At 34.4% G+C, this 18823-nt stretch carries 8 protein-coding genes, 2 tRNA genes and 3 rRNA genes; 12 read left to right on the top strand and 1 reads right to left on the bottom strand.

Annotated features, from left to right (window positions below; all coding sequences use genetic code 11):
- Positions 1 to 44: 44 nt before the first annotated feature.
- Together ACSIGE_RS04975 and ACSIGE_RS04970 are read left to right on the top strand one after the other, a co-directional pair.
- Positions 45 to 1757, top strand: a complete 1713-nt coding sequence (locus ACSIGE_RS04975) for an efflux RND transporter periplasmic adaptor subunit (protein ID WP_440881679.1) — start codon at positions 45 to 47, stop codon at positions 1755 to 1757.
- Between the two features lie 6 nt (positions 1758 to 1763).
- On the top strand, positions 1764 to 2159 hold the full coding sequence (locus ACSIGE_RS04970) for a heavy-metal-associated domain-containing protein (RefSeq protein ID WP_440881678.1): 396 nt from the start codon (positions 1764 to 1766) through the stop codon (positions 2157 to 2159).
- A gap of 334 nt (positions 2160 to 2493) precedes the next feature.
- Here ACSIGE_RS04970 and ACSIGE_RS04965 read toward each other — a convergent pair whose 3' ends face one another.
- Positions 2494 to 2694 carry a hypothetical protein gene (locus ACSIGE_RS04965; RefSeq protein WP_440881677.1) on the bottom strand — a complete coding sequence of 67 codons (201 nt, stop codon included), beginning with the start codon at positions 2692 to 2694 and terminating at the stop codon, positions 2494 to 2496.
- A 1294-nt stretch (positions 2695 to 3988) separates the two neighbouring features.
- Between ACSIGE_RS04965 and ACSIGE_RS04960 the strand changes: the two genes are divergently transcribed.
- The 10 genes from ACSIGE_RS04960 to ACSIGE_RS04915 all read left to right on the top strand — a co-directional run bounded on the left by ACSIGE_RS04960 (position 3989) and on the right by ACSIGE_RS04915 (position 18769).
- Complete coding sequence (locus tag ACSIGE_RS04960; RefSeq protein WP_440881676.1) at positions 3989 to 5302, top strand: sensor histidine kinase; 1314 nt, start codon at positions 3989 to 3991, stop codon at positions 5300 to 5302.
- Positions 5303 to 5928: 626 nt separating this feature from the next.
- Positions 5929 to 7450, top strand: a 16S ribosomal RNA gene (locus tag ACSIGE_RS04955).
- Between the two features lie 91 nt (positions 7451 to 7541).
- A tRNA-Ile gene (locus ACSIGE_RS04950) sits at positions 7542 to 7615 on the top strand.
- Between the two features lie 106 nt (positions 7616 to 7721).
- Positions 7722 to 7795 (top strand) — tRNA-Ala (locus ACSIGE_RS04945).
- Between the two features lie 228 nt (positions 7796 to 8023).
- Positions 8024 to 10892 (top strand): 23S ribosomal RNA (locus ACSIGE_RS04940).
- Positions 10893 to 11021: 129 nt separating this feature from the next.
- Positions 11022 to 11130, top strand: a 5S ribosomal RNA gene (gene rrf / locus ACSIGE_RS04935).
- The 16S, 23S and 5S rRNA genes sit together here with 2 tRNA genes alongside, the layout of an rRNA operon.
- A 493-nt stretch (positions 11131 to 11623) precedes the next feature.
- Positions 11624 to 13030: a glycogen synthase gene (locus tag ACSIGE_RS04930; protein ID WP_440881675.1), complete on the top strand. Its 1407-nt coding sequence runs from the start codon at positions 11624 to 11626 to the stop codon at positions 13028 to 13030.
- Positions 13031 to 13059: 29 nt separating this feature from the next.
- Positions 13060 to 14331: a glucose-1-phosphate adenylyltransferase gene (locus tag ACSIGE_RS04925; protein ID WP_440881674.1), complete on the top strand. Its 1272-nt coding sequence runs from the start codon at positions 13060 to 13062 to the stop codon at positions 14329 to 14331.
- A gap of 48 nt (positions 14332 to 14379) precedes the next feature.
- Positions 14380 to 16323: a 1,4-alpha-glucan branching protein GlgB gene (gene glgB / locus ACSIGE_RS04920; RefSeq protein WP_440881673.1), complete on the top strand. Its 1944-nt coding sequence runs from the start codon at positions 14380 to 14382 to the stop codon at positions 16321 to 16323.
- A gap of 43 nt (positions 16324 to 16366) precedes the next feature.
- On the top strand, positions 16367 to 18769 hold the full coding sequence (locus ACSIGE_RS04915) for a glycoside hydrolase family 31 protein (RefSeq protein ID WP_440881672.1): 2403 nt from the start codon (positions 16367 to 16369) through the stop codon (positions 18767 to 18769).
- Positions 18770 to 18823: the final 54 nt, after the last annotated feature.

Genomic DNA, 18823 nt, shown 5'->3' with positions numbered 1-18823 from the left:
AACATGTTTACATGTGGCGATTGATAATAATAAAAAATAGACAGATGAAAAAATATTTAATATATGTAGGCCTCGTAATGTTAGGATTGGTTCTTGGAAAGTTCTTTTTTTCTGGATCGTTCGATAATACAGATACTCACAATCATAACGAAGAAGTGATGAGTACATCCGAGTTTTGGACTTGCTCGATGCACCCTCAGGTTAGACAGACAGAGCTAGGTGACTGCCCAATTTGTGGTATGGATTTAATTCCTGCTGAAGTTGGAGATGATGGTTTGTCGGCGAATCAGTTTAAAATGACGAAAAATGCATTGGCTTTAGCCAACGTTCAAACAACAGTAGTTGGAACTGATAAAAGTGAAAATACAGGACTAACACTTTCTGGAAAAATAGTAGAGAATGAAGAGTTGAATACTGTTCAGGCGAGTTTTTTCTCTGGAAGAATAGAAAGTCTAAAAGTAAGTTTTACAGGAGAAAGAGTTTCTAAAGGACAGTTGCTGGCAACAATTTATGCCCCTGATTTGATTAAGGCACAACAAGAGTTATTGACTGCGGCTTCATTGAAAGAAACACAACCAGCTTTGTATAAAGCGGTAAGAAATAAATTGAAACTTTGGAAGCTTTCGGAGAATCAAATCAATCAAATTGAAATTTCTAAAAAGGTGAGAGAGAATTTCCCCATTTATGCGACAGTTTCAGGAACAGTGTTGGAAAAAATGGTGAATGTAGGTGATTATGTCAAGCAAGGGCAAGGATTATTAAAAATGGCAAATTTAAATTCTGTTTGGGCCAGTTTTGATGTGTACGAAAATCAGATAAGAATGTTCAAAGTTGGACAAACAATAAAGATAAAGTCCAATGCATATCTAGGAGAAATCTTTAAAGCTAAGGTTATTTTTATAGATCCGATGGTCAATCCAACAACTAGGGTTGTAAAATTGCGAGCAACTATTGCTAATAGAGAACAAAAGTTTAAGCCAGGAATGTTCGTTACTGGAGAAGTTGAAAACTTAAAACCTAATAAAGATACAAACATTTTGATTCCTGCCTCAGCTGTTTTGTGGACTGGAAAAAGATCAGTTATTTATATAAAATTAAAAAATGGCGATCCAGTTTTCGAAATGAAGGAAGTGATTCTTGGAGCTAAGAATGGTGATAAATACATAATTTTAAAAGGGGTTTCTTCGGGAGATGAAATCGTGACAAACGGAGTGTTTACTGTTGATGCATCAGCACAGTTACAAGGAAAGAAATCAATGATGAATCATGAAAAATCAATTAAAGAATCATTTGAAGTGTCCATTGATTTTAAAAAACAATTACAGGAAGTTTATAATTCTTATATAAGAATTAAAGACCATTTAGTTGAAACAGATAAAGTGAAAACAAAGAAAGAATCGACTATGTTTAATTTGAGATTGAATGAAGTAGATATGGAGCTATTGAAAAATGATCGAGCTCTTGAAGAATGGATGACACTGGAGAAGATTTTGGAGTTGAGTAGTTTAAAGATGGAAACATTGGAAACGATAGAAGAACAAAGGAATCAATTTAGAGTATTATCGAATCATTTAATTATGGTAGTTGAACTTTTTGGTATAGAAGAAACAGCTTATAAGCAATATTGTCCTATGGCAAATAGTGATAAAGGAGCGTATTGGTTAAGTAAAGAAGAAAAAATATCGAATCCATATTTTGGCGATAAAATGCTGAAATGTGGAGAAGTAAAACAAGTAATAAATCATCATACAAATTAATAAATAATGCGAAATATAGTAATTAGTATTGCCTTAGTGGCTGTCATAGGATTGGTAAGTTGTAAAAACCAAGGAAAAAAAGAAACAACAGTAGTCGATCAACAAGAAATAGCAATGAGTGAAGCATCATTTGGAGTTAGAGGTAATTGTGATATGTGTAAAAGTACTATTGAAAAAGCAGCTAACGGTGTTGAAGGTGTTTCTAATGCGAATTGGGATAAACATAAAAAGGAGATTCGTGTAACTTTTAATGATAAGAAAACTAATATTGATGAGGTTCACAAAGCAATTGCTGCATCAGGATATGATACGGACAAAGTAGCAGGAAGTACTGATTCTTATCAAGATTTACCTAGTTGTTGCCAATATGATCATGATATGGACATGAGTGTAAAAAAATAAATTATTTATGATTCACTTTTTAAATTGGAGTTTATTTTTTAAATAAATATAAAATAAACAGAAGTATTTCTTTTTATGAAATACTTCTGCTAAAAAACTAACCAAACTTCTAAAAATGAATAAACAATATTTAAAAATCTATTTAAATTTACAATTAATAGAAGTCCAATTTTTAGTTCTTAGTTAAGAAGTGTTATTTTTACGATTAGTGTATTTGTTCTTAACGATTAATGTACAATTTTATATATTTTTTATCTGAATAGGCTTGTAGTTCATTGTTTTACTGATTTATCGATAAGATTAAATCAATATAGGCGTTTTTTAGACGAAGGGACTACTTGTTTTTGTGAAGAGAGAAATAGTATTTCATTCTGAATATTAAAGACATGTACCAAGGAGCATACGTATAGCTTATGTCTTCTTGATTATTTTTTTTGATTATAATTTTAGCTATTTTTTTAGTTACCCACTTATATATATTAGAGTTTGGTTTTCTGATAGATTGTTTTACAAGTACTAAGTTTTGTTTTTTCATACCAAGGGATGTAATAATATTTTTAAATATTAAGAGATAACCTAGCTTGAAATATTACTTTATATTAAAAACCGATCAGCCAGCCTAAATTTATCTTATCAAAAGGCTACTTATAAGTATTTTAGATAGAATGGTCCTAAAAATAGATGAAGAGATAACTTATTGCGTTAGATGCTCAATAAATTAATAAAACAAAACCTCAAAGAAACGTACCTTGAGGTTTTACTTAGAAGGGTTTTTCGAATTACTTGATAGTTTTACAACCAAATAACTCACCAAATATATAGTAGTTCTTATTGTTAGACAATAAGTGTAAACCCTGAATAACAACTAATGGTTAACCCTTATGTTTAGGTGTTTTTTATAGGGGTTAATTACTGAGATATTTACCATTAAACAATGTGTTTTTTTTGTTAAAATATTGACTTATATTGTTTTAGGTTTTTTGTGGGGAGTTAATGAGGTGAAGAATTATTTCATGACGCTATTTTATTTTAGACAAGTAAAGTTAATAACAACAGTAATATTGAGAAATAAGGTAGAATAAAGATACTTAGTTAGTAGCTGAGAATTATTAATAAAAAAAGAATCTATAGATTTATAGATTCTTTTACTAACCAAACTTAGAAACACCATAAATATGATATTCAATAATATAAGCCAAAATAAATTAAATGATACTCTTTATTTTTAAAAAAAATATAAATTACTAAAAATCAAGTCTAAAACGACGTGGAATTTAATCTTACAAAGATCATTCTTTATCTAAAATTAATACTGAAAACGAATGTGATGTATTAAAATAGTTAGATAGTATGTATCAAACGATTAATAGTTATTTTTTTAGGATCGAAAGAAGGGGTATTTAAGATAATTTATACTTCGCTATTACCTAAATGTTAAAATATTAGCTTTAAAAAAAGATACTGTGGTGCAAATAACTTCAAGATTTTTTAAAGATGTTATCTAACTTAAAACTAATGCTTTTAGTCGTTATAAACTCTTACTTGATCTAAAGATTTAAGTAAGAAGATTAGTTGTTCAATACTTTAATATTTTAAAGTTTAATTTTGAAGAGTAACAACATTAAGGAGAGAAGTTTTTAACTTCTTTTCTTTTTTTAGCCAAATAATAAATAATGTATAATAAGTTTTAGAAGCACCACTCAAAAAGGACTTATAATCTACTTATTGGAGTACTTTATCTACAGATTCAAATCGCGTTAAAGTTATGTAGGGTGCATATTACGTTTAAATTGTCTAAATTTAAACACAATATTTTGCCCTAAAATTTTATGAACCAAAGTTTTTTAAAGAAAATTGGAAAGCTAGAGGCGTTTGAAATTAAAAATACTAGCACGGTGCTATGTTTAATAGCTCCTGGATTGTATTTATATTCGCTACTAATATCTTATTTTAATCCTAATGCGATAGAAGTAGAATATGGAAGAGAATTTTTTTCTTTACTTTTCCTCATATTAGGGATACTGCCAAAAATTAAAAATAAGAGAATATTTGAATCATACGGACTATTAGTTTTCATATCAATATTTTCTTTCCAACATTATTTAACTTACACAGTTGCTCTTAATCAGTTTTCTTTAGATTATCTTTTAGGTTCTTACATTGTTATGTTTGGAGGTATTTTAATGTTAAGTAATAGGTGGTTAATTATTTTATTCAGTTCTTTTCAGTTATTTCATATGACTTATCAAGTAATAAGTAATGATATCGATGTTGTTATGGAAGGGGCTGTCTTAGTTTCAATTACAACTATTTTTATCTTTTCATTTATTATTCTTAATGGAGCTATGCATCATAGAAAAAGTCTTGAACAAATGAATTCGCAGTTAGAATATAAAATAAAACAAAGAACTATTGATTTAGAGAAAAGAGCAAAAGAGCTATCTCAACGAAATAAAGATTTGGAAGAGTTTGCGTATGTTGTATCTCATGATTTGAAACGACCTTTACGTAATATTCATACAATGGCAGAATGGGTTACATCCAAGGAATTACTGGAAGAAAATTCTGTAAAAGAAGGTTCTGAAATGTATAAAAATTTATTTATCATTAAAGAACAGGTAGTACAAATGGATATGCTTATTAATGGTATATTAAATTATTCATTACAAATGGAGAGGGAACGAGAGAGAAAAAAAGTAAACCTCGAAGCTCTTGTGAAGAGAATAATAATGGTAAATAGCTCTGATAAATGTACAATTAAAATAAAAAATAAACTTCCTGACGTTTATTTTAACGAGTCTCAATTATTACAAGTTTTCCAAAATCTTATTCAAAATGCAATTAAGCATAATGATAAGAATCATATTTCTATTGTTATTGATGTTAAAGAGAATTATAAAAAATATGTGTTTTCAATATCTGATAATGGACCAGGTATAGATAAAAAGTATCACAAAAAAATTTTTAAGTTATTCCAAAAACTAGAATTAAAACTTCACATGGACTCTGTAGGTATAGGACTGGCTCTAGTAAAAAAAATAATAGAGAGAAATGGAGGGGGAATTTGGTTAGATAGTAAAAAAGGAAAAGGAACAACTTTCTTTTTTGAAATAGAAAAACTAAATCAAATTGCGGTTTGTTAAATAAATAATGATTTTATACATCTATCCCTAATTCCTAAAATAAATAATTAGCTATTGATTTTTATAGTTTAAGTAATTGGTGTTAAGCTGTTTTTTTGTTTGGTTTAAAAAAAGGTTAAAAAAAGTCTTGTTAGAATAAAAAATGGTTGTATGTTTGCAACCGCTAACGTGAAAACGCATAGTAAAAGAGTTAGCAAGTTCATTGATTTAGCGTGTTGTTTTAGAGTTATAAAGAGGGTAGGATAATTAGTAATTATTTACTTTTTTTTAGTTTGTTTGAGGTTTTAATTTGACTTCGGCTGTTCTGAAAAAAAACTAAAAAAAACTTTCAAAAATGTTTGTTATTTTTAAAAAAGTTTTTAGTTTTGCATCCGCTTACGGAGAGCGACACGATCACAGAAATTTTGGAATGATAATTAGTTTATCAGTTAGTTCGATTCTAGCATTTCTACAAGAGTTTAATTTGAGATATTGATTGAGATTATATTGATTATTTTGGGTTAACAAGTTCATTGAAAATATTGAAATTGACAGCGTAATTAGAGTAGAATTACCACGGTAAGCTTTAGGGTTTACCACTTGAAAATTCTTTTGAAGACTTGACATTAAATAATATTAAAGATTATACAATGAAGAGTTTGATCCTGGCTCAGGATGAACGCTAGCGGCAGGCTTAACACATGCAAGTCGAGGGGTAACAGGAGTAGCTTGCTACTTGCTGACGACCGGCGCACGGGTGCGTAACGCGTATAGAATCTGCCTTGTACAGGAGGATAGCCTTTAGAAATGAAGATTAATACTCCATAATATATATGATTGGCATCGGTTGTATATTAAAGATTTATTGGTACAAGATGACTATGCGTCCTATTAGCTAGATGGTGAGGTAACGGCTTACCATGGCAACGATAGGTAGGGGGTCTGAGAGGATTATCCCCCACACTGGTACTGAGACACGGACCAGACTCCTACGGGAGGCAGCAGTGAGGAATATTGGTCAATGGGCGCAAGCCTGAACCAGCCATGCCGCGTGCAGGAAGACTGCCCTATGGGTTGTAAACTGCTTTTATACGGGAAGAAACAGTCGTACGTGTACGACCTTGACGGTACCGTAAGAATAAGCACCGGCTAACTCCGTGCCAGCAGCCGCGGTAATACGGAGGGTGCAAGCGTTATCCGGAATCATTGGGTTTAAAGGGTCCGCAGGCGGTCAATTAAGTCAGAGGTGAAATCCTACAGCTTAACTGTAGAACTGCCTTTGATACTGGTTGACTTGAGTTATACGGAAGTAGATAGAATGTGTAGTGTAGCGGTGAAATGCATAGATATTACACAGAATACCGATTGCGAAGGCAGTCTACTACGTATATACTGACGCTCATGGACGAAAGCGTGGGGAGCGAACAGGATTAGATACCCTGGTAGTCCACGCCGTAAACGATGGACACTAGTTGTTGGATTTAGATTCAGTGACTAAGCGAAAGTGATAAGTGTCCCACCTGGGGAGTACGATCGCAAGATTGAAACTCAAAGGAATTGACGGGGGCCCGCACAAGCGGTGGAGCATGTGGTTTAATTCGATGATACGCGAGGAACCTTACCAGGGCTTAAATGTGGAATGACAGGGCTAGAGATAGCTTTTTCTTCGGACATTTCACAAGGTGCTGCATGGTTGTCGTCAGCTCGTGCCGTGAGGTGTCAGGTTAAGTCCTATAACGAGCGCAACCCCTATCGTTAGTTGCTAGCAGGTAAAGCTGAGGACTCTAGCGAGACTGCCGGTGCAAACCGTGAGGAAGGTGGGGATGACGTCAAATCATCACGGCCCTTACGTCCTGGGCCACACACGTGCTACAATGGTATGGACAATGAGCAGCCACTATGCGAATAGGAGCGAATCTATAAACCATATCACAGTTCGGATCGGAGTCTGCAACTCGACTCCGTGAAGCTGGAATCGCTAGTAATCGGATATCAGCCATGATCCGGTGAATACGTTCCCGGGCCTTGTACACACCGCCCGTCAAGCCATGGAAGCTGGGGGTGCCTGAAGTCGGTTACCGCAAGGAGCTGCCTAGGGTAAAACTAGTAACTAGGGCTAAGTCGTAACAAGGTAGCCGTACCGGAAGGTGCGGCTGGAACACCTCCTTTCTAGAGAAGATGGTGTTAAGTTACAGAAGGAAGTGTAATTTTACTCTGCTGTTAATTTTAAAATAAAAAAGACTAAGATCAGATCTTAAATAGTCTTGTAGCTCAGCTGGTTAGAGCGCTACACTGATAATGTAGAGGTCGGCAGTTCGAGCCTGCCCAAGACTACTTTTTTTTGTTTGGTATTTAGTTAAAGGAAATTCTAGAAGCGGGTTATGTTGAGAATGTTTAACGACTCATAACTCAATAGTTAAGCCTCATACTAGAAGTACATGGGGGATTAGCTCAGCTGGCTAGAGCGCTTGCCTTGCACGCAAGAGGTCATCGGTTCGACTCCGATATTCTCCACTAGATAATACCTATAGATAATTATTATCACAAGGTATTATACCAGGTTGGTAACTGAAATATTTATCAGTTCTGACTCGGCACAAGTTCATTGACATATTGGTAAAATGATATCGTAAAGAATCAAGATAGAGCGTTAGATTTAAGTATCTAACGATATATTTTTATAAAAATATAATTAAGAATTATAAAGAGCTCGTTTCCGATTAATATCGGAAGCAAAAAGTACAATAAGCTAAATAAGGGCGTATGGAGGATGCCTAGGCTTTCAGAGGCGAAGAAGGACGCGATAAGCTGCGATAAGTTACGGGGAGTGGCACATACATTATGATCCGTAAATTTCCGAATGGGGCAACCCGGTATATTGAAGATATATCACACCGCAAGGTGAGCAAACCCGGAGAACTGAAACATCTAAGTACCCGGAGGAGAAGAAAACAAAAGTGATTCCGCTAGTAGTGGCGAGCGAACGCGGAATAGCCCAAACCAATATTGTTACGGCAGTATTGGGGTTGTAGGACTACAATATTCGAATTTAAGAGAACTAGAATAGTTTGGAAAGACTAACCAAAGAGAGTGATAGTCTCGTATAGGTAATCGAAGAAGAGATAGTAGTATCCTGAGTAGTGCGGGACACGTGTAATCCTGTATGAATCTGGCGGGACCATCCGCTAAGGCTAAATACTCCTGAAAGACCGATAGTGAACTAGTACCGTGAGGGAAAGGTGAAAAGAACCCTAAGTAAGGGAGTGAAATAGAACCTGAAACCGTACGCCTACAAGCGGTCGGAGCCATTCGTGGTGACGGCGTGCCTTTTGCATAATGAGCCTACGAGTTACTGTTACTAGCAAGGTTAAGAATTTAAGGTTCGGAGCCGAAGCGAAAGCGAGTCTGAATAGGGCGGTTAAGTTAGTAGTAGTAGACGCGAAACCGAGTGATCTACCCATGGGCAGGTTGAAGCTGTGGTAACACACAGTGGAGGACCGAACCAGTTGACGTTGAAAAGTCTTTGGATGACCTGTGGGTAGGGGTGAAAGGCCAATCAAACTCGGAAATAGCTCGTACTCCCCGAAATGCATTTAGGTGCAGCGTTGATTAAAAGTTTTATAGAGGTAGAGCTACTGATTGGATGCGGGGGCTTCACCGCCTACCAATTCCTGACAAACTCCGAATGCTATAAAATGTTTATCAGCAGTGAGGGCATGGGTGCTAAGGTCCATGTCCGAGAGGGAAAGAACCCAGACCATCAGCTAAGGTCCCCAAATATATGTTAAGTTGAAAAAACGAGGTGAAACTGCTTAGACAGCTAGGATGTTGGCTTGGAAGCAGCCATTCATTTAAAGAGTGCGTAACAGCTCACTAGTCGAGCGGTTTTGCATGGATAATAATCGGGCATAAACATATTACCGAAGCTATGGACTTTTAAAAGTGGTAGGGGAGCATTCTATATGTGTTGAAGGCGAACTGTAAGGTTTTCTGGAACGTATAGAAAAGAAAATGTAGGCATAAGTAACGATAATGCGGGTGAGAAACCCGCACACCGAAAGACTAAGGTTTCCTCAGCGATGCTAATCAGCTGAGGGTTAGTCGGGACCTAAGGCGAATCCGAAAGGAGTAGTCGATGGACAACAGGTTAATATTCCTGTACTTCTTATAAATGCGATGGGGTGACGGAGTAATGAACCCGCCGCGAGCTGACGGAATAGCTCGTTGAAACATGTAGGTATTAGGACTGTAGGCAAATCCGCAGACTTAGCTGAAGTGTGATAGTACCACAACTCTTCGGAAGCGTGGATAGTGCGGTTAAGAACTTCCAAGAAAAACCTCTAAGCTTCAGTTTATAAGAACCCGTACCGTAAACCGACACAGGTAGTTGGGATGAGAATTCTAAGGTGCTCGAGAGATTCATGGCTAAGGAACTAGGCAAAATAGACCTGTAACTTCGGGAGAAAGGTCGCCAGCAGTAATGCTGGCCGCAGTGAAAAGATCCAGGCGACTGTTTATCAAAAACACAGGGCTTTGCTAAATTGAAAGATGATGTATAAGGCCTGACACCTGCCCGGTGCTGGAAGGTTAAGTGGAGGGTTTAGCTTCGGCGAAGATCTCAAATGAAGCCCCAGTAAACGGCGGCCGTAACTATAACGGTCCTAAGGTAGCGAAATTCCTTGTCGGGTAAGTTCCGACCTGCACGAATGGTGCAACGATCTGGATACTGTCTCAGCCATGAGCTCGGTGAAATTGTAGTATCGGTGAAGATGCCGATTACCCGCAGCGGGACGAAAAGACCCCGTGAACCTTTACTATAGCTTCGTATTGACTTTGGATAAGTAATGTGTAGGATAGGTGGGAGACATTGAAGCGGCCTCGCTAGGGGTTGTGGAGTCAACCTTGAAATACCACCCTTTGCTTATCTAGAGCCTAACTCAGTGATGAGAACAGTGCGTGGTGGGTAGTTTGACTGGGGTGGTCGCCTCCAAAAGAGTAACGGAGGCTTCTAAAGGTTCCCTCAGCACGCTTGGTAACCGTGCGTAGAGTGCAATGGCATAAGGGAGCTTGACTGAGAGACATACAGGTCGATCAGGTACGAAAGTAGAGCATAGTGATCCGGTGGTTCCGAATGGAAGGGCCATCGCTCAAAGGATAAAAGGTACTCCGGGGATAACAGGCTGATCTCCCCCAAGAGCTCACATCGACGGGGGGGTTTGGCACCTCGATGTCGGCTCGTCACATCCTGGGGCTGGAGAAGGTCCCAAGGGTTGGGCTGTTCGCCCATTAAAGTGGCACGCGAGCTGGGTTCAGAACGTCGTGAGACAGTTCGGTCTCTATCTGCTGTGGGCGTTAGAAATTTGAGTGGATCTGACTTTAGTACGAGAGGACCGAGTTGGACGAACCTCTAGTGTATCAGTTGTCTCGCCAGGGGCACTGCTGAGTAGCTACGTTCGGAAGGGATAAGCGCTGAAAGCATATAAGCGCGAAACCCACCACAAGATGAGATTTCTTTAAAGGGTCGTGGGAGATGACCACGTTGATAGGCTATAGGTGTAAGTGCAGTAATGTATGTAGCCGAGTAGTACTAATAACCCATAGGCTTATGTACGTTCCTCCCGAACTTTTAGGAGTTCGGGAAGGATACTCTTTATGTTCAAATAGTTTTATAAATATTTGAATAAGCGATATGATTTTAGCAATATGTTAACTTATACAGTTGAAATATACTGAAACAATTTAAGGTGATTATAGCAATGGGGCTCACCTCTTACCATTCCGAACAGAGAAGTTAAGCCCATTAGCGCCGATGGTACTGCCACAGGTGGGAGAGTAGGTCGTTGCCTTTCTTTTAAAACTCCTCATTACATTTTGTAATGAGGAGTTTTTTTATACGTTACTTTTTACTTCACGAAATACAATAGCCTTATTATAGAACTTACCAATATTTACACACTGTCATGTAAAGAAAAATCTAATTATTAAAAAAGCCCAAGTTACCTTGGACTTCATGTAAAGATTTATCAATAGATATTTTATGCAGAATTTCTACTTGCATTGATATTTCCAAATAATGATCGTGTCACTATTTTTTCGAAAATTTCTTGTGTTTTTGAATTTGAATTACCCTCTTCTTCGAGTTTTTGAATCTCTTTTAAAGAATACTGTTATTTTACTATTTATAGATATTTGGATGTTATTTTATCTTGATTTTTTATCTATTAAAAAGCGTAAAGTGATATAATAAATTAAAAGTTACAAGAAGGGTGGGATTATTTAATATTTACTTTAAGGTTATTAATAATCAATTTGTTAAATTTATAGTAAACATTATCCCCCAATATGAAAATACTTCATACAAGTTTCGAATGCCATCCAATAGCTAAGGCCGGAGGCTTAGCTGATGTTGTAAGTGCATTGCCCAAATATCAATTAGCTCTAGATGTAGAATCATTAGTTGTAATGCCATTCTATAAAAATTTATTTACAGATAAGAATAAGTTAAAGAATATGGGAAATGGCACTATTAATTTAAATGGTGTCGAATTTAAATACTTTATTGAAAAAATAAACTCAGAAGAAATACCATATAGCGTTTGTTTGGTTAGAATAGACAATTTAATAGATACTGAACATATATACGGGTATGAAGATGAAAAAGAGAGGTATATAGCTTTTCAAAAAGCTCTATTAGATTGGCTCCTAAAATGTAATTTAACATTTGACGTGATACATTGTCATGATCACCATACTTCTTTAATTCCTTTTTTTATTAATTATTGTAATGAGTATATAAAACTTAAAGATATGGCTACAGTTTTAACAATTCATAATGCGCAATATCAAGGTCAATTTTCACACGATTATATAAATTTATTACCAGATTTTAGTATTGAAAATATAGGGCTCTTAGACTGGGATGGTTTTGTAAACCCATTAGCAGCTGGAATCAAATGTGCTACACGTATTAATACTGTTTCACCTACATACATGGAGGAATTAAAAGAAAATGCATGTGGTTTAGAAGGTCTGCTTCAGTCGGAGAGTAATAAATTTTCTGGTATTTTGAATGGTATTGATACGTGTATTTGGAATCCAGAAACAGATAGATTATTGTTAAGGAACTATAAGATAAGTAATGTAACTTCGGGTAAGAGAGCCAACAAATTAGCTTTATGTAAAAAATATGGTTTTAATAAAGATTTACCACTATTTGGTTTTATTGGAAGGTTAGTATATGAAAAATCAGCAGATTTGTTAACTGATGTTGTAAAGGAAGTTCTTTTAAAAAATAAAAATTGTAATATTTTGATTTTAGGCTCAGGTTACGAGGAAATTGAAAAAGAAATAACAAAGTTAAAAAAAGAATTTAAAGGTAATTTCCATTCATATATTGGTTTTGATGAGGAACTTTCCCACTTGATTTATGCAGGAGTAGACTTTTTATTAATGCCATCTCGTATAGAACCATGTGGTTTAAATCAGATGTATTCTCTAAGATATGGAACAATACCAATTGTAAGAAGAACAGGAGGACTTAAAGATACAGTAATAGATATTGGTGATGGCGGATTTGGAATATGCCATGAAAGAGCTTCTGTTTGGGACATTACTTATTCAATATATAGAGCAATAGATTTATATAAAAATCAAAAAATATTTAGAAAAATACAGAAACAAATTATGAAGATTGATAATTCCTGGTCAAAATCAGCTAAGAAGTACATAGATCTTTATAAATCAATTTAAACTAATCAAATCAATCTAACCAAACTATTATGATTAATAAAAAAGTACTCGCTATTATATTGGGAGGTGGGCAAGGTTCCAGATTATCTCCGTTAACAGATAAACGTTCAAAGCCTTCTGTATCAATGGCAGGGAAGTATCGTCTTGTAGATATTCCTATTTCAAATTGTATTCATTGTGATATTAAAAGAATGTTTGTTTTAACACAGTTCAATTCTGCATCACTTAATAGACATATAAAAAACACCTATTCATTTAGTAATTTTAGTGAGGCTTTTGTTGATATAATGGCAGCAGAACAAACACCAGAAAATAAAACATGGTTTCAAGGTACGGCAGATGCTGTAAGGCAATCAATGCATCATATTTTAAATCACGAGTTTGAATATGTGTTAATACTTTCTGGAGATCAGTTGTATCAGATGGATTTTAATAAAATGTTAGAACAACATATTGATAAAAAAGCTGAAATAAGCGTTGCAACACTTCCCGTTACGTTCAAAGAGGCTACTGAGTTTGGAATTCTAAAAACAGATAAAGAGAGTTTTATTTCTTCTTTTATAGAAAAACCATCAAAAGAAGAGCTTATTGGTTGGGAATCAGAAGTGGATTGTCATATGCAAAGTGAGAGAAGAAATTATTTAGCTTCAATGGGAATTTATATTTTTAATAGGGACTTATTAGTTGATATAATGAACAATACTAAAGCAACTGATTTTGGAAAAGAAATAATTCCAAATTCTATTGAAAAAAATAGAGTCTTAGCCTATCAGTATAAAGGATATTGGACAGATATTGGGACCATAGGCTCTTTTTTTGAAGCGAATATTGGTTTAACAGAAGAAGCTCCTAAGTTTAACTTATTTAACCAAACTAAAAGTATCTTAACTCGTCCAAGAATATTACCTCCCTCAAAAATTTATGGAACAATGCTTAATAAATCTGTAATAGCGGATGGGTGTATTATCAATGCTAAAACGATTGAAACTTCTGTAATAGGAATTCGATCAAGAATAGGAAAAGGATGTAAAATTAAAAATACTTACATGATCGGAGCAAATCAGTATCAAGACAGAGAATCATCGTGTAATTTAGAGATAGAACCTCCTAAAATTGGAGTAGGAGATAATTGTATTGTAGAAAATGTTATTATTGATAAAGATGCAAGAATAGGGAACAATGTAGTGATTAAAGGAGGAAAACATCTTGAAGATAAGGATGAGCAATCCTATGTAGTTAAAGAAGGAATTGTTGTTATTAAGAGGGAGGCAATTATCGAAGATGGTTTTATTTTACAATAGTTTTTACAAGTATTAAATGTTTGAAAAACAAGTAATAAGGGTCTTTTTATGAGTGAAGTTATGCCTTATAGTCTGTTTTCAGATTTAGATGTAGATTTATTTAAACGAGGTAAACATTATCGGTTATATAAAAAGTTCGGTTCTCATATAACGAGTCTTAATGGGATAATAGGGACTTATTTCTCGGTATGGGCCCCCTCAGCTAAAGCTGTTTATGTGGTCGGTGATTTTAATAATTGGACAGATAAAGAGTATCTTTTGAATGTTAGATGGGATAAATCAGGTATATGGGAAGGATTTATACCTAAAGTTCAAAAAGGATGTTTATATAAATATAAAATATATTCAAATCATAATAATATCATTACAGAAAAAGCCGATCCTTATGCAAAGAGATTTGAACACCCACCTAAAACGGCATCTCTGGTGTGGAACGACTCGTATAAATGGAATGATGATAAATGGATGAAGATCCGTAAAAAAAGGAATTCTTATGAAGCTCCTTTTTCAGTTTATGAAGTTCATCTAGGTTCATGGAGAAGAAAAATTGATAGCGCTAACAGGCTTTCGACTTTATCTTACATTGAGCTAGCGGAAGAATTAGTCTCTTACGTGAAATATATGAAATTTACACATGTTGAAATTATGCCAGTTATGGAGTATCCTTTTGATCCTTCATGGGGATATCAGATTACAGGATATTTTGCTCCCACTTCTCGTTATGGATGCCCTGAAGAGTTTAAATATTTAATTGATAAATTTCACCAAAATGATATTGGAGTTATCCTCGATTGGGTTCCTTCTCATTTCCCTAATGATAGTCATGGATTAGGTTTTTTTGATGGCTCACATCTATATGAACATCCAGATAAAAGAAAAGGATATCATCCTGATTGGGAGAGTTTAATATTTAATTATGAGAGGAATGAAGTCAAAGGTTTTTTAATAAGTAATGCTATTTTTTGGTTAGAGCAATATCACATTGATGCACTCAGGGTAGATGCTGTAGCATCAATGATTTTCCTTGATTATTCTAGAGATAATGGAGAATGGGAGCCCAATATTTACGGAGGAAATGAATATTTGGAAGCTATTAATTTTTTAAAAGAATTAAATGAAGAAGTCTATTTATCATTTCCTGATGTTCAAACAATCGCTGAAGAATCAACTGCTTTTCCAAAAGTATCTAAACCAACTTATGATGGAGGTCTTGGGTTTGGTAAGAAATGGATGATGGGTTGGATGCATGATTCTTTACAGTACTTCAGAAAACAACCGATTTACCGAAAAAGTCATCAAAATGATTTGACATTTAGTATGACGTATGCTTTTTCAGAAAACTTTATGTTACCCTTGTCACATGATGAAGTTGTGCATGGGAAGAATAGTATCATAGGAAGAATGCCAGGTGATGAGTGGCAAAAGTTTGCTAACCTTAGATTATTATATGGCTATATGTTTACCCATCCGGGAAGTAAGTTACTTTTTATGGGAGGAGAATTTGGGCAACATGCAGAGTGGAATTATAATTCTAGTTTAGATTGGTATGTTTTGGAGTATGATTTTCATAAAGGGATTCAGAAATTAATAATTGATCTTAATGATTTGTATAGGACTCAAAGCGCTCTTCACGAGAAACAATTCGAAAAAGAAGGTTTTGAGTGGATAGCTTATGATGATTTTGAAAATTCTGTAATAAGCTATATGAGAAAAGGAAAATTAAAAGAAGACATATTAATAATTGTATGCAATATGACTCCAGTTCCAAGAAAGACATATAGAATAGGAGTACCTTATGAAGGGGAATTAATTCAGGTATTAAATAGCAATCAAAAAATATATGGAGGATCAGGAGATTTTATGAATACAAAAGTTAAAACAGAAAAGAAAAAATGGAATAATAGACCTAATTCATGTGAAATAATATTAGCTCCTTTAAGCATAATGGTATTTAAAATAGAAAAGAATTTAGGAGAGATAAAAATAAAATAAAACTCCATTTAATTATTTAAAAAATCAATTAAGAACTGCTAGTATGATTATTAATACACAATTTGAAAATAAAGGAAATATATTTCCTGATAAAATTTGTTCTTTTTATCAAGATGTTGATAAAATTTATTTCACAACTGAAAACGGGGTTATACTTCAAGTTACAATAATTCGTGGAAGTATAATTAGGTTTAGATATACCACTGATAATAATTTTGAGAAAGATTTTTCTTATGCTATTAGCAGCGATAGTGTTAGAGGCTATGGTAAATTAGAAATAGAAGAGGATGATAAAATGTACAGAATAATCACTCTAAAAAACAGAGTAGAAATTAATAAAGTAGATTTAAGAACTTCAATTTATGATATATCCGGAAAGATAATCTGTGAAGATGAATTGGGTTTTCATTGGGAACAGAGTTACGAGTATGGTGGTAATATTGTTAAAATGAGTAAAAATGCCCCTCAAGGAGAGTGTTATTATGGATTAGGAGATAAAGCGATGCACTTAAATTTAAAAGGTAAGCGCGTTGAAAATTGGGCTACTGATCAGTATGCTTTTGGGAAAGATCAAGATCCTTTATATAAGTCCATCCCATTTTATATAGGAATGTATGAAGAGAGAGCTTACGGTATTTTTTTTGATAATACATTTAAAACATTTTTTGATTTTTGTAATGAGAGAAGAAATGTTACTAGTTTTTGGGCTCATGGAGGGGAAATGAATTATTATTTTATTTATGGACCCGATATGCAAGATGTAATAACAAGGTATACTGATTTAACAGGAAAGCCTGAATTACCTCCATTATGGGCTTTAGGTTACCATCAATGTAAATGGAGTTACTACCCAGAGTCAAAAGTAAAGGAAATAGCGACTAAATTTAGACAGTTTAAAATTCCTTGTGATGCAATTTATCTTGATATTGATTATATGGATGGTTTTAGGTGTTTTACATGGAATAAGGAGTATTTTCCTAATCCCAGACGAATGATTTCCGAGCTTGAAGAAGATGGTTTTAAAACTGTAGTCATCATAGACCCTGGAATTAAAATAGATGATGATTACTGGGTGTATAAAGAAGCACTTGATAAAGACTACTTTTGTAAAAGAGCAGATGGACCATATATGAGAGGGAAGGTATGGCCAGGAGAATGTTACTTTCCTGATTTTACGAATCCGAAGGTCAGAAAGTGGTGGGCTGGTCTGTTCAAGGAAATAATAGACGAAATTGGAGTAAAAGGTGTTTGGAATGATATGAATGAACCCGCCGTTATGGAAGTTCCAACGAAAACATTTCCCAATGATGTAAGACATAATTACGATGGTAATTTTTGTAGTCATAGAAAAGCACATAATATTTACGGTACCCAAATGGCTAGAGCTACTTATGAGGGAGTGAAAAAATATGTATATCCTAAAAGACCATTTATTATTACACGATCAGCTTATTCAGGAGCACAACGATATACATCTTCTTGGACGGGTGATAATATTGCTTCATGGGAGCATTTATGGATTGCGAATATCCAAGCTCAAAGAATGAGTATGAGTGGTATGTCATTCACGGGAAGTGATATAGGCGGTTTTGCAGAGCATCCAACAGGAGAACTTTATATAAGATGGATTCAACTAGGTGTTTTTCACCCTTTTTGTAGAACACATTCTTCAGGAGATCATGGTAATCAGGAACCATGGGCTTTTGGAGATGAAGTAATAGCGGTAACTAAAAAATATGTTGAGCTACGCTATCAATTACTACCTTACTTATATACAATGTTTTGGGAGTATGCTGAACATGGCATTCCAATGCTAAAACCATTAGTACTATTTGATCAATATGATTTACAAACACATTACCGTACAGATGAGTTTATTTTTGGAAATCAAATTTTAATTTGTCCTATTCAGGAACCTAATTCAAAAGGTAGAAGAATGTATATTCCAAGGGGTAACTGGTATAATTATTGGACGAAAGAACATATTCAAGGTGGATTGGAGCGGTGGGTCGATGCAGATATAGACATTATACCAATGTTTATTAAAGAAGGTGCTTTAATTCCTAAATATCCAATTCAACAATATGTAGGTGAGAAAAAAATAGGAGTACTCAGACTTGAAGCGTATTTTAAATTAGGAGAAAAAGAGATATCTAAAGTTTATGAGGATGCTTTTGATGGTTACGATTACACGAAAGGTAGATATAGCTTGAGAACTTTTACGGTTACAGGAAAAAGTAATGAATTAATCATTCAACAACATAAAGACGGTACCTATGTTACAGATTACAAAAAGATAGAGTTTGAATTTATTGAGTTACCGTTTGTGATAAAAGAAGTTGAAGTAGATAATGTAATTGTTAATCTAGAGAGTGTTCAAAAGAAGCCTGAAAGCTCTATTTTAATTATCCCAAATGATTTCAAAGAAATTCACGTAATTGGATGATATTTACATTCTAAATTATATACAAACTAAAAAGTCGAAAGAATGTTTCTTTCG

It is taken from the genome of Tenacibaculum profundi (assembly GCF_052050075.1).
In the GTDB taxonomy this organism is placed as follows: Bacteria; Bacteroidota; Bacteroidia; order Flavobacteriales; family Flavobacteriaceae; genus Polaribacter.
The sequence above is the reverse complement of the archived record's forward strand: the minus strand, read 5'-3'. Positions and strand labels throughout refer to the sequence as shown.

Bases quoted from the DNA above. Each gene is read 5' to 3' on its own strand.
- ACSIGE_RS04930 (WP_440881675.1), top strand. From the start codon at position 11,624: ATGAAAATACTTCATACAAGTTTCGAATGCCATCCAATAGCTAAGGCC.
- glgB (WP_440881673.1), top strand. From the start codon at position 14,380: ATGAGTGAAGTTATGCCTTATAGTCTGTTTTCAGATTTAGATGTAGAT.
- ACSIGE_RS04975 (WP_440881679.1), top strand. From the start codon at position 45: ATGAAAAAATATTTAATATATGTAGGCCTCGTAATGTTAGGATTGGTT.
- ACSIGE_RS04970 (WP_440881678.1), top strand. From the start codon at position 1,764: ATGCGAAATATAGTAATTAGTATTGCCTTAGTGGCTGTCATAGGATTG.
- ACSIGE_RS04960 (WP_440881676.1), top strand. From the start codon at position 3,989: ATGAACCAAAGTTTTTTAAAGAAAATTGGAAAGCTAGAGGCGTTTGAA.
- ACSIGE_RS04925 (WP_440881674.1), top strand. From the start codon at position 13,060: ATGATTAATAAAAAAGTACTCGCTATTATATTGGGAGGTGGGCAAGGT.
- ACSIGE_RS04965 (WP_440881677.1), bottom strand. From the start codon at position 2,694: ATGAAAAAACAAAACTTAGTACTTGTAAAACAATCTATCAGAAAACCA.
- ACSIGE_RS04915 (WP_440881672.1), top strand. From the start codon at position 16,367: ATGATTATTAATACACAATTTGAAAATAAAGGAAATATATTTCCTGAT.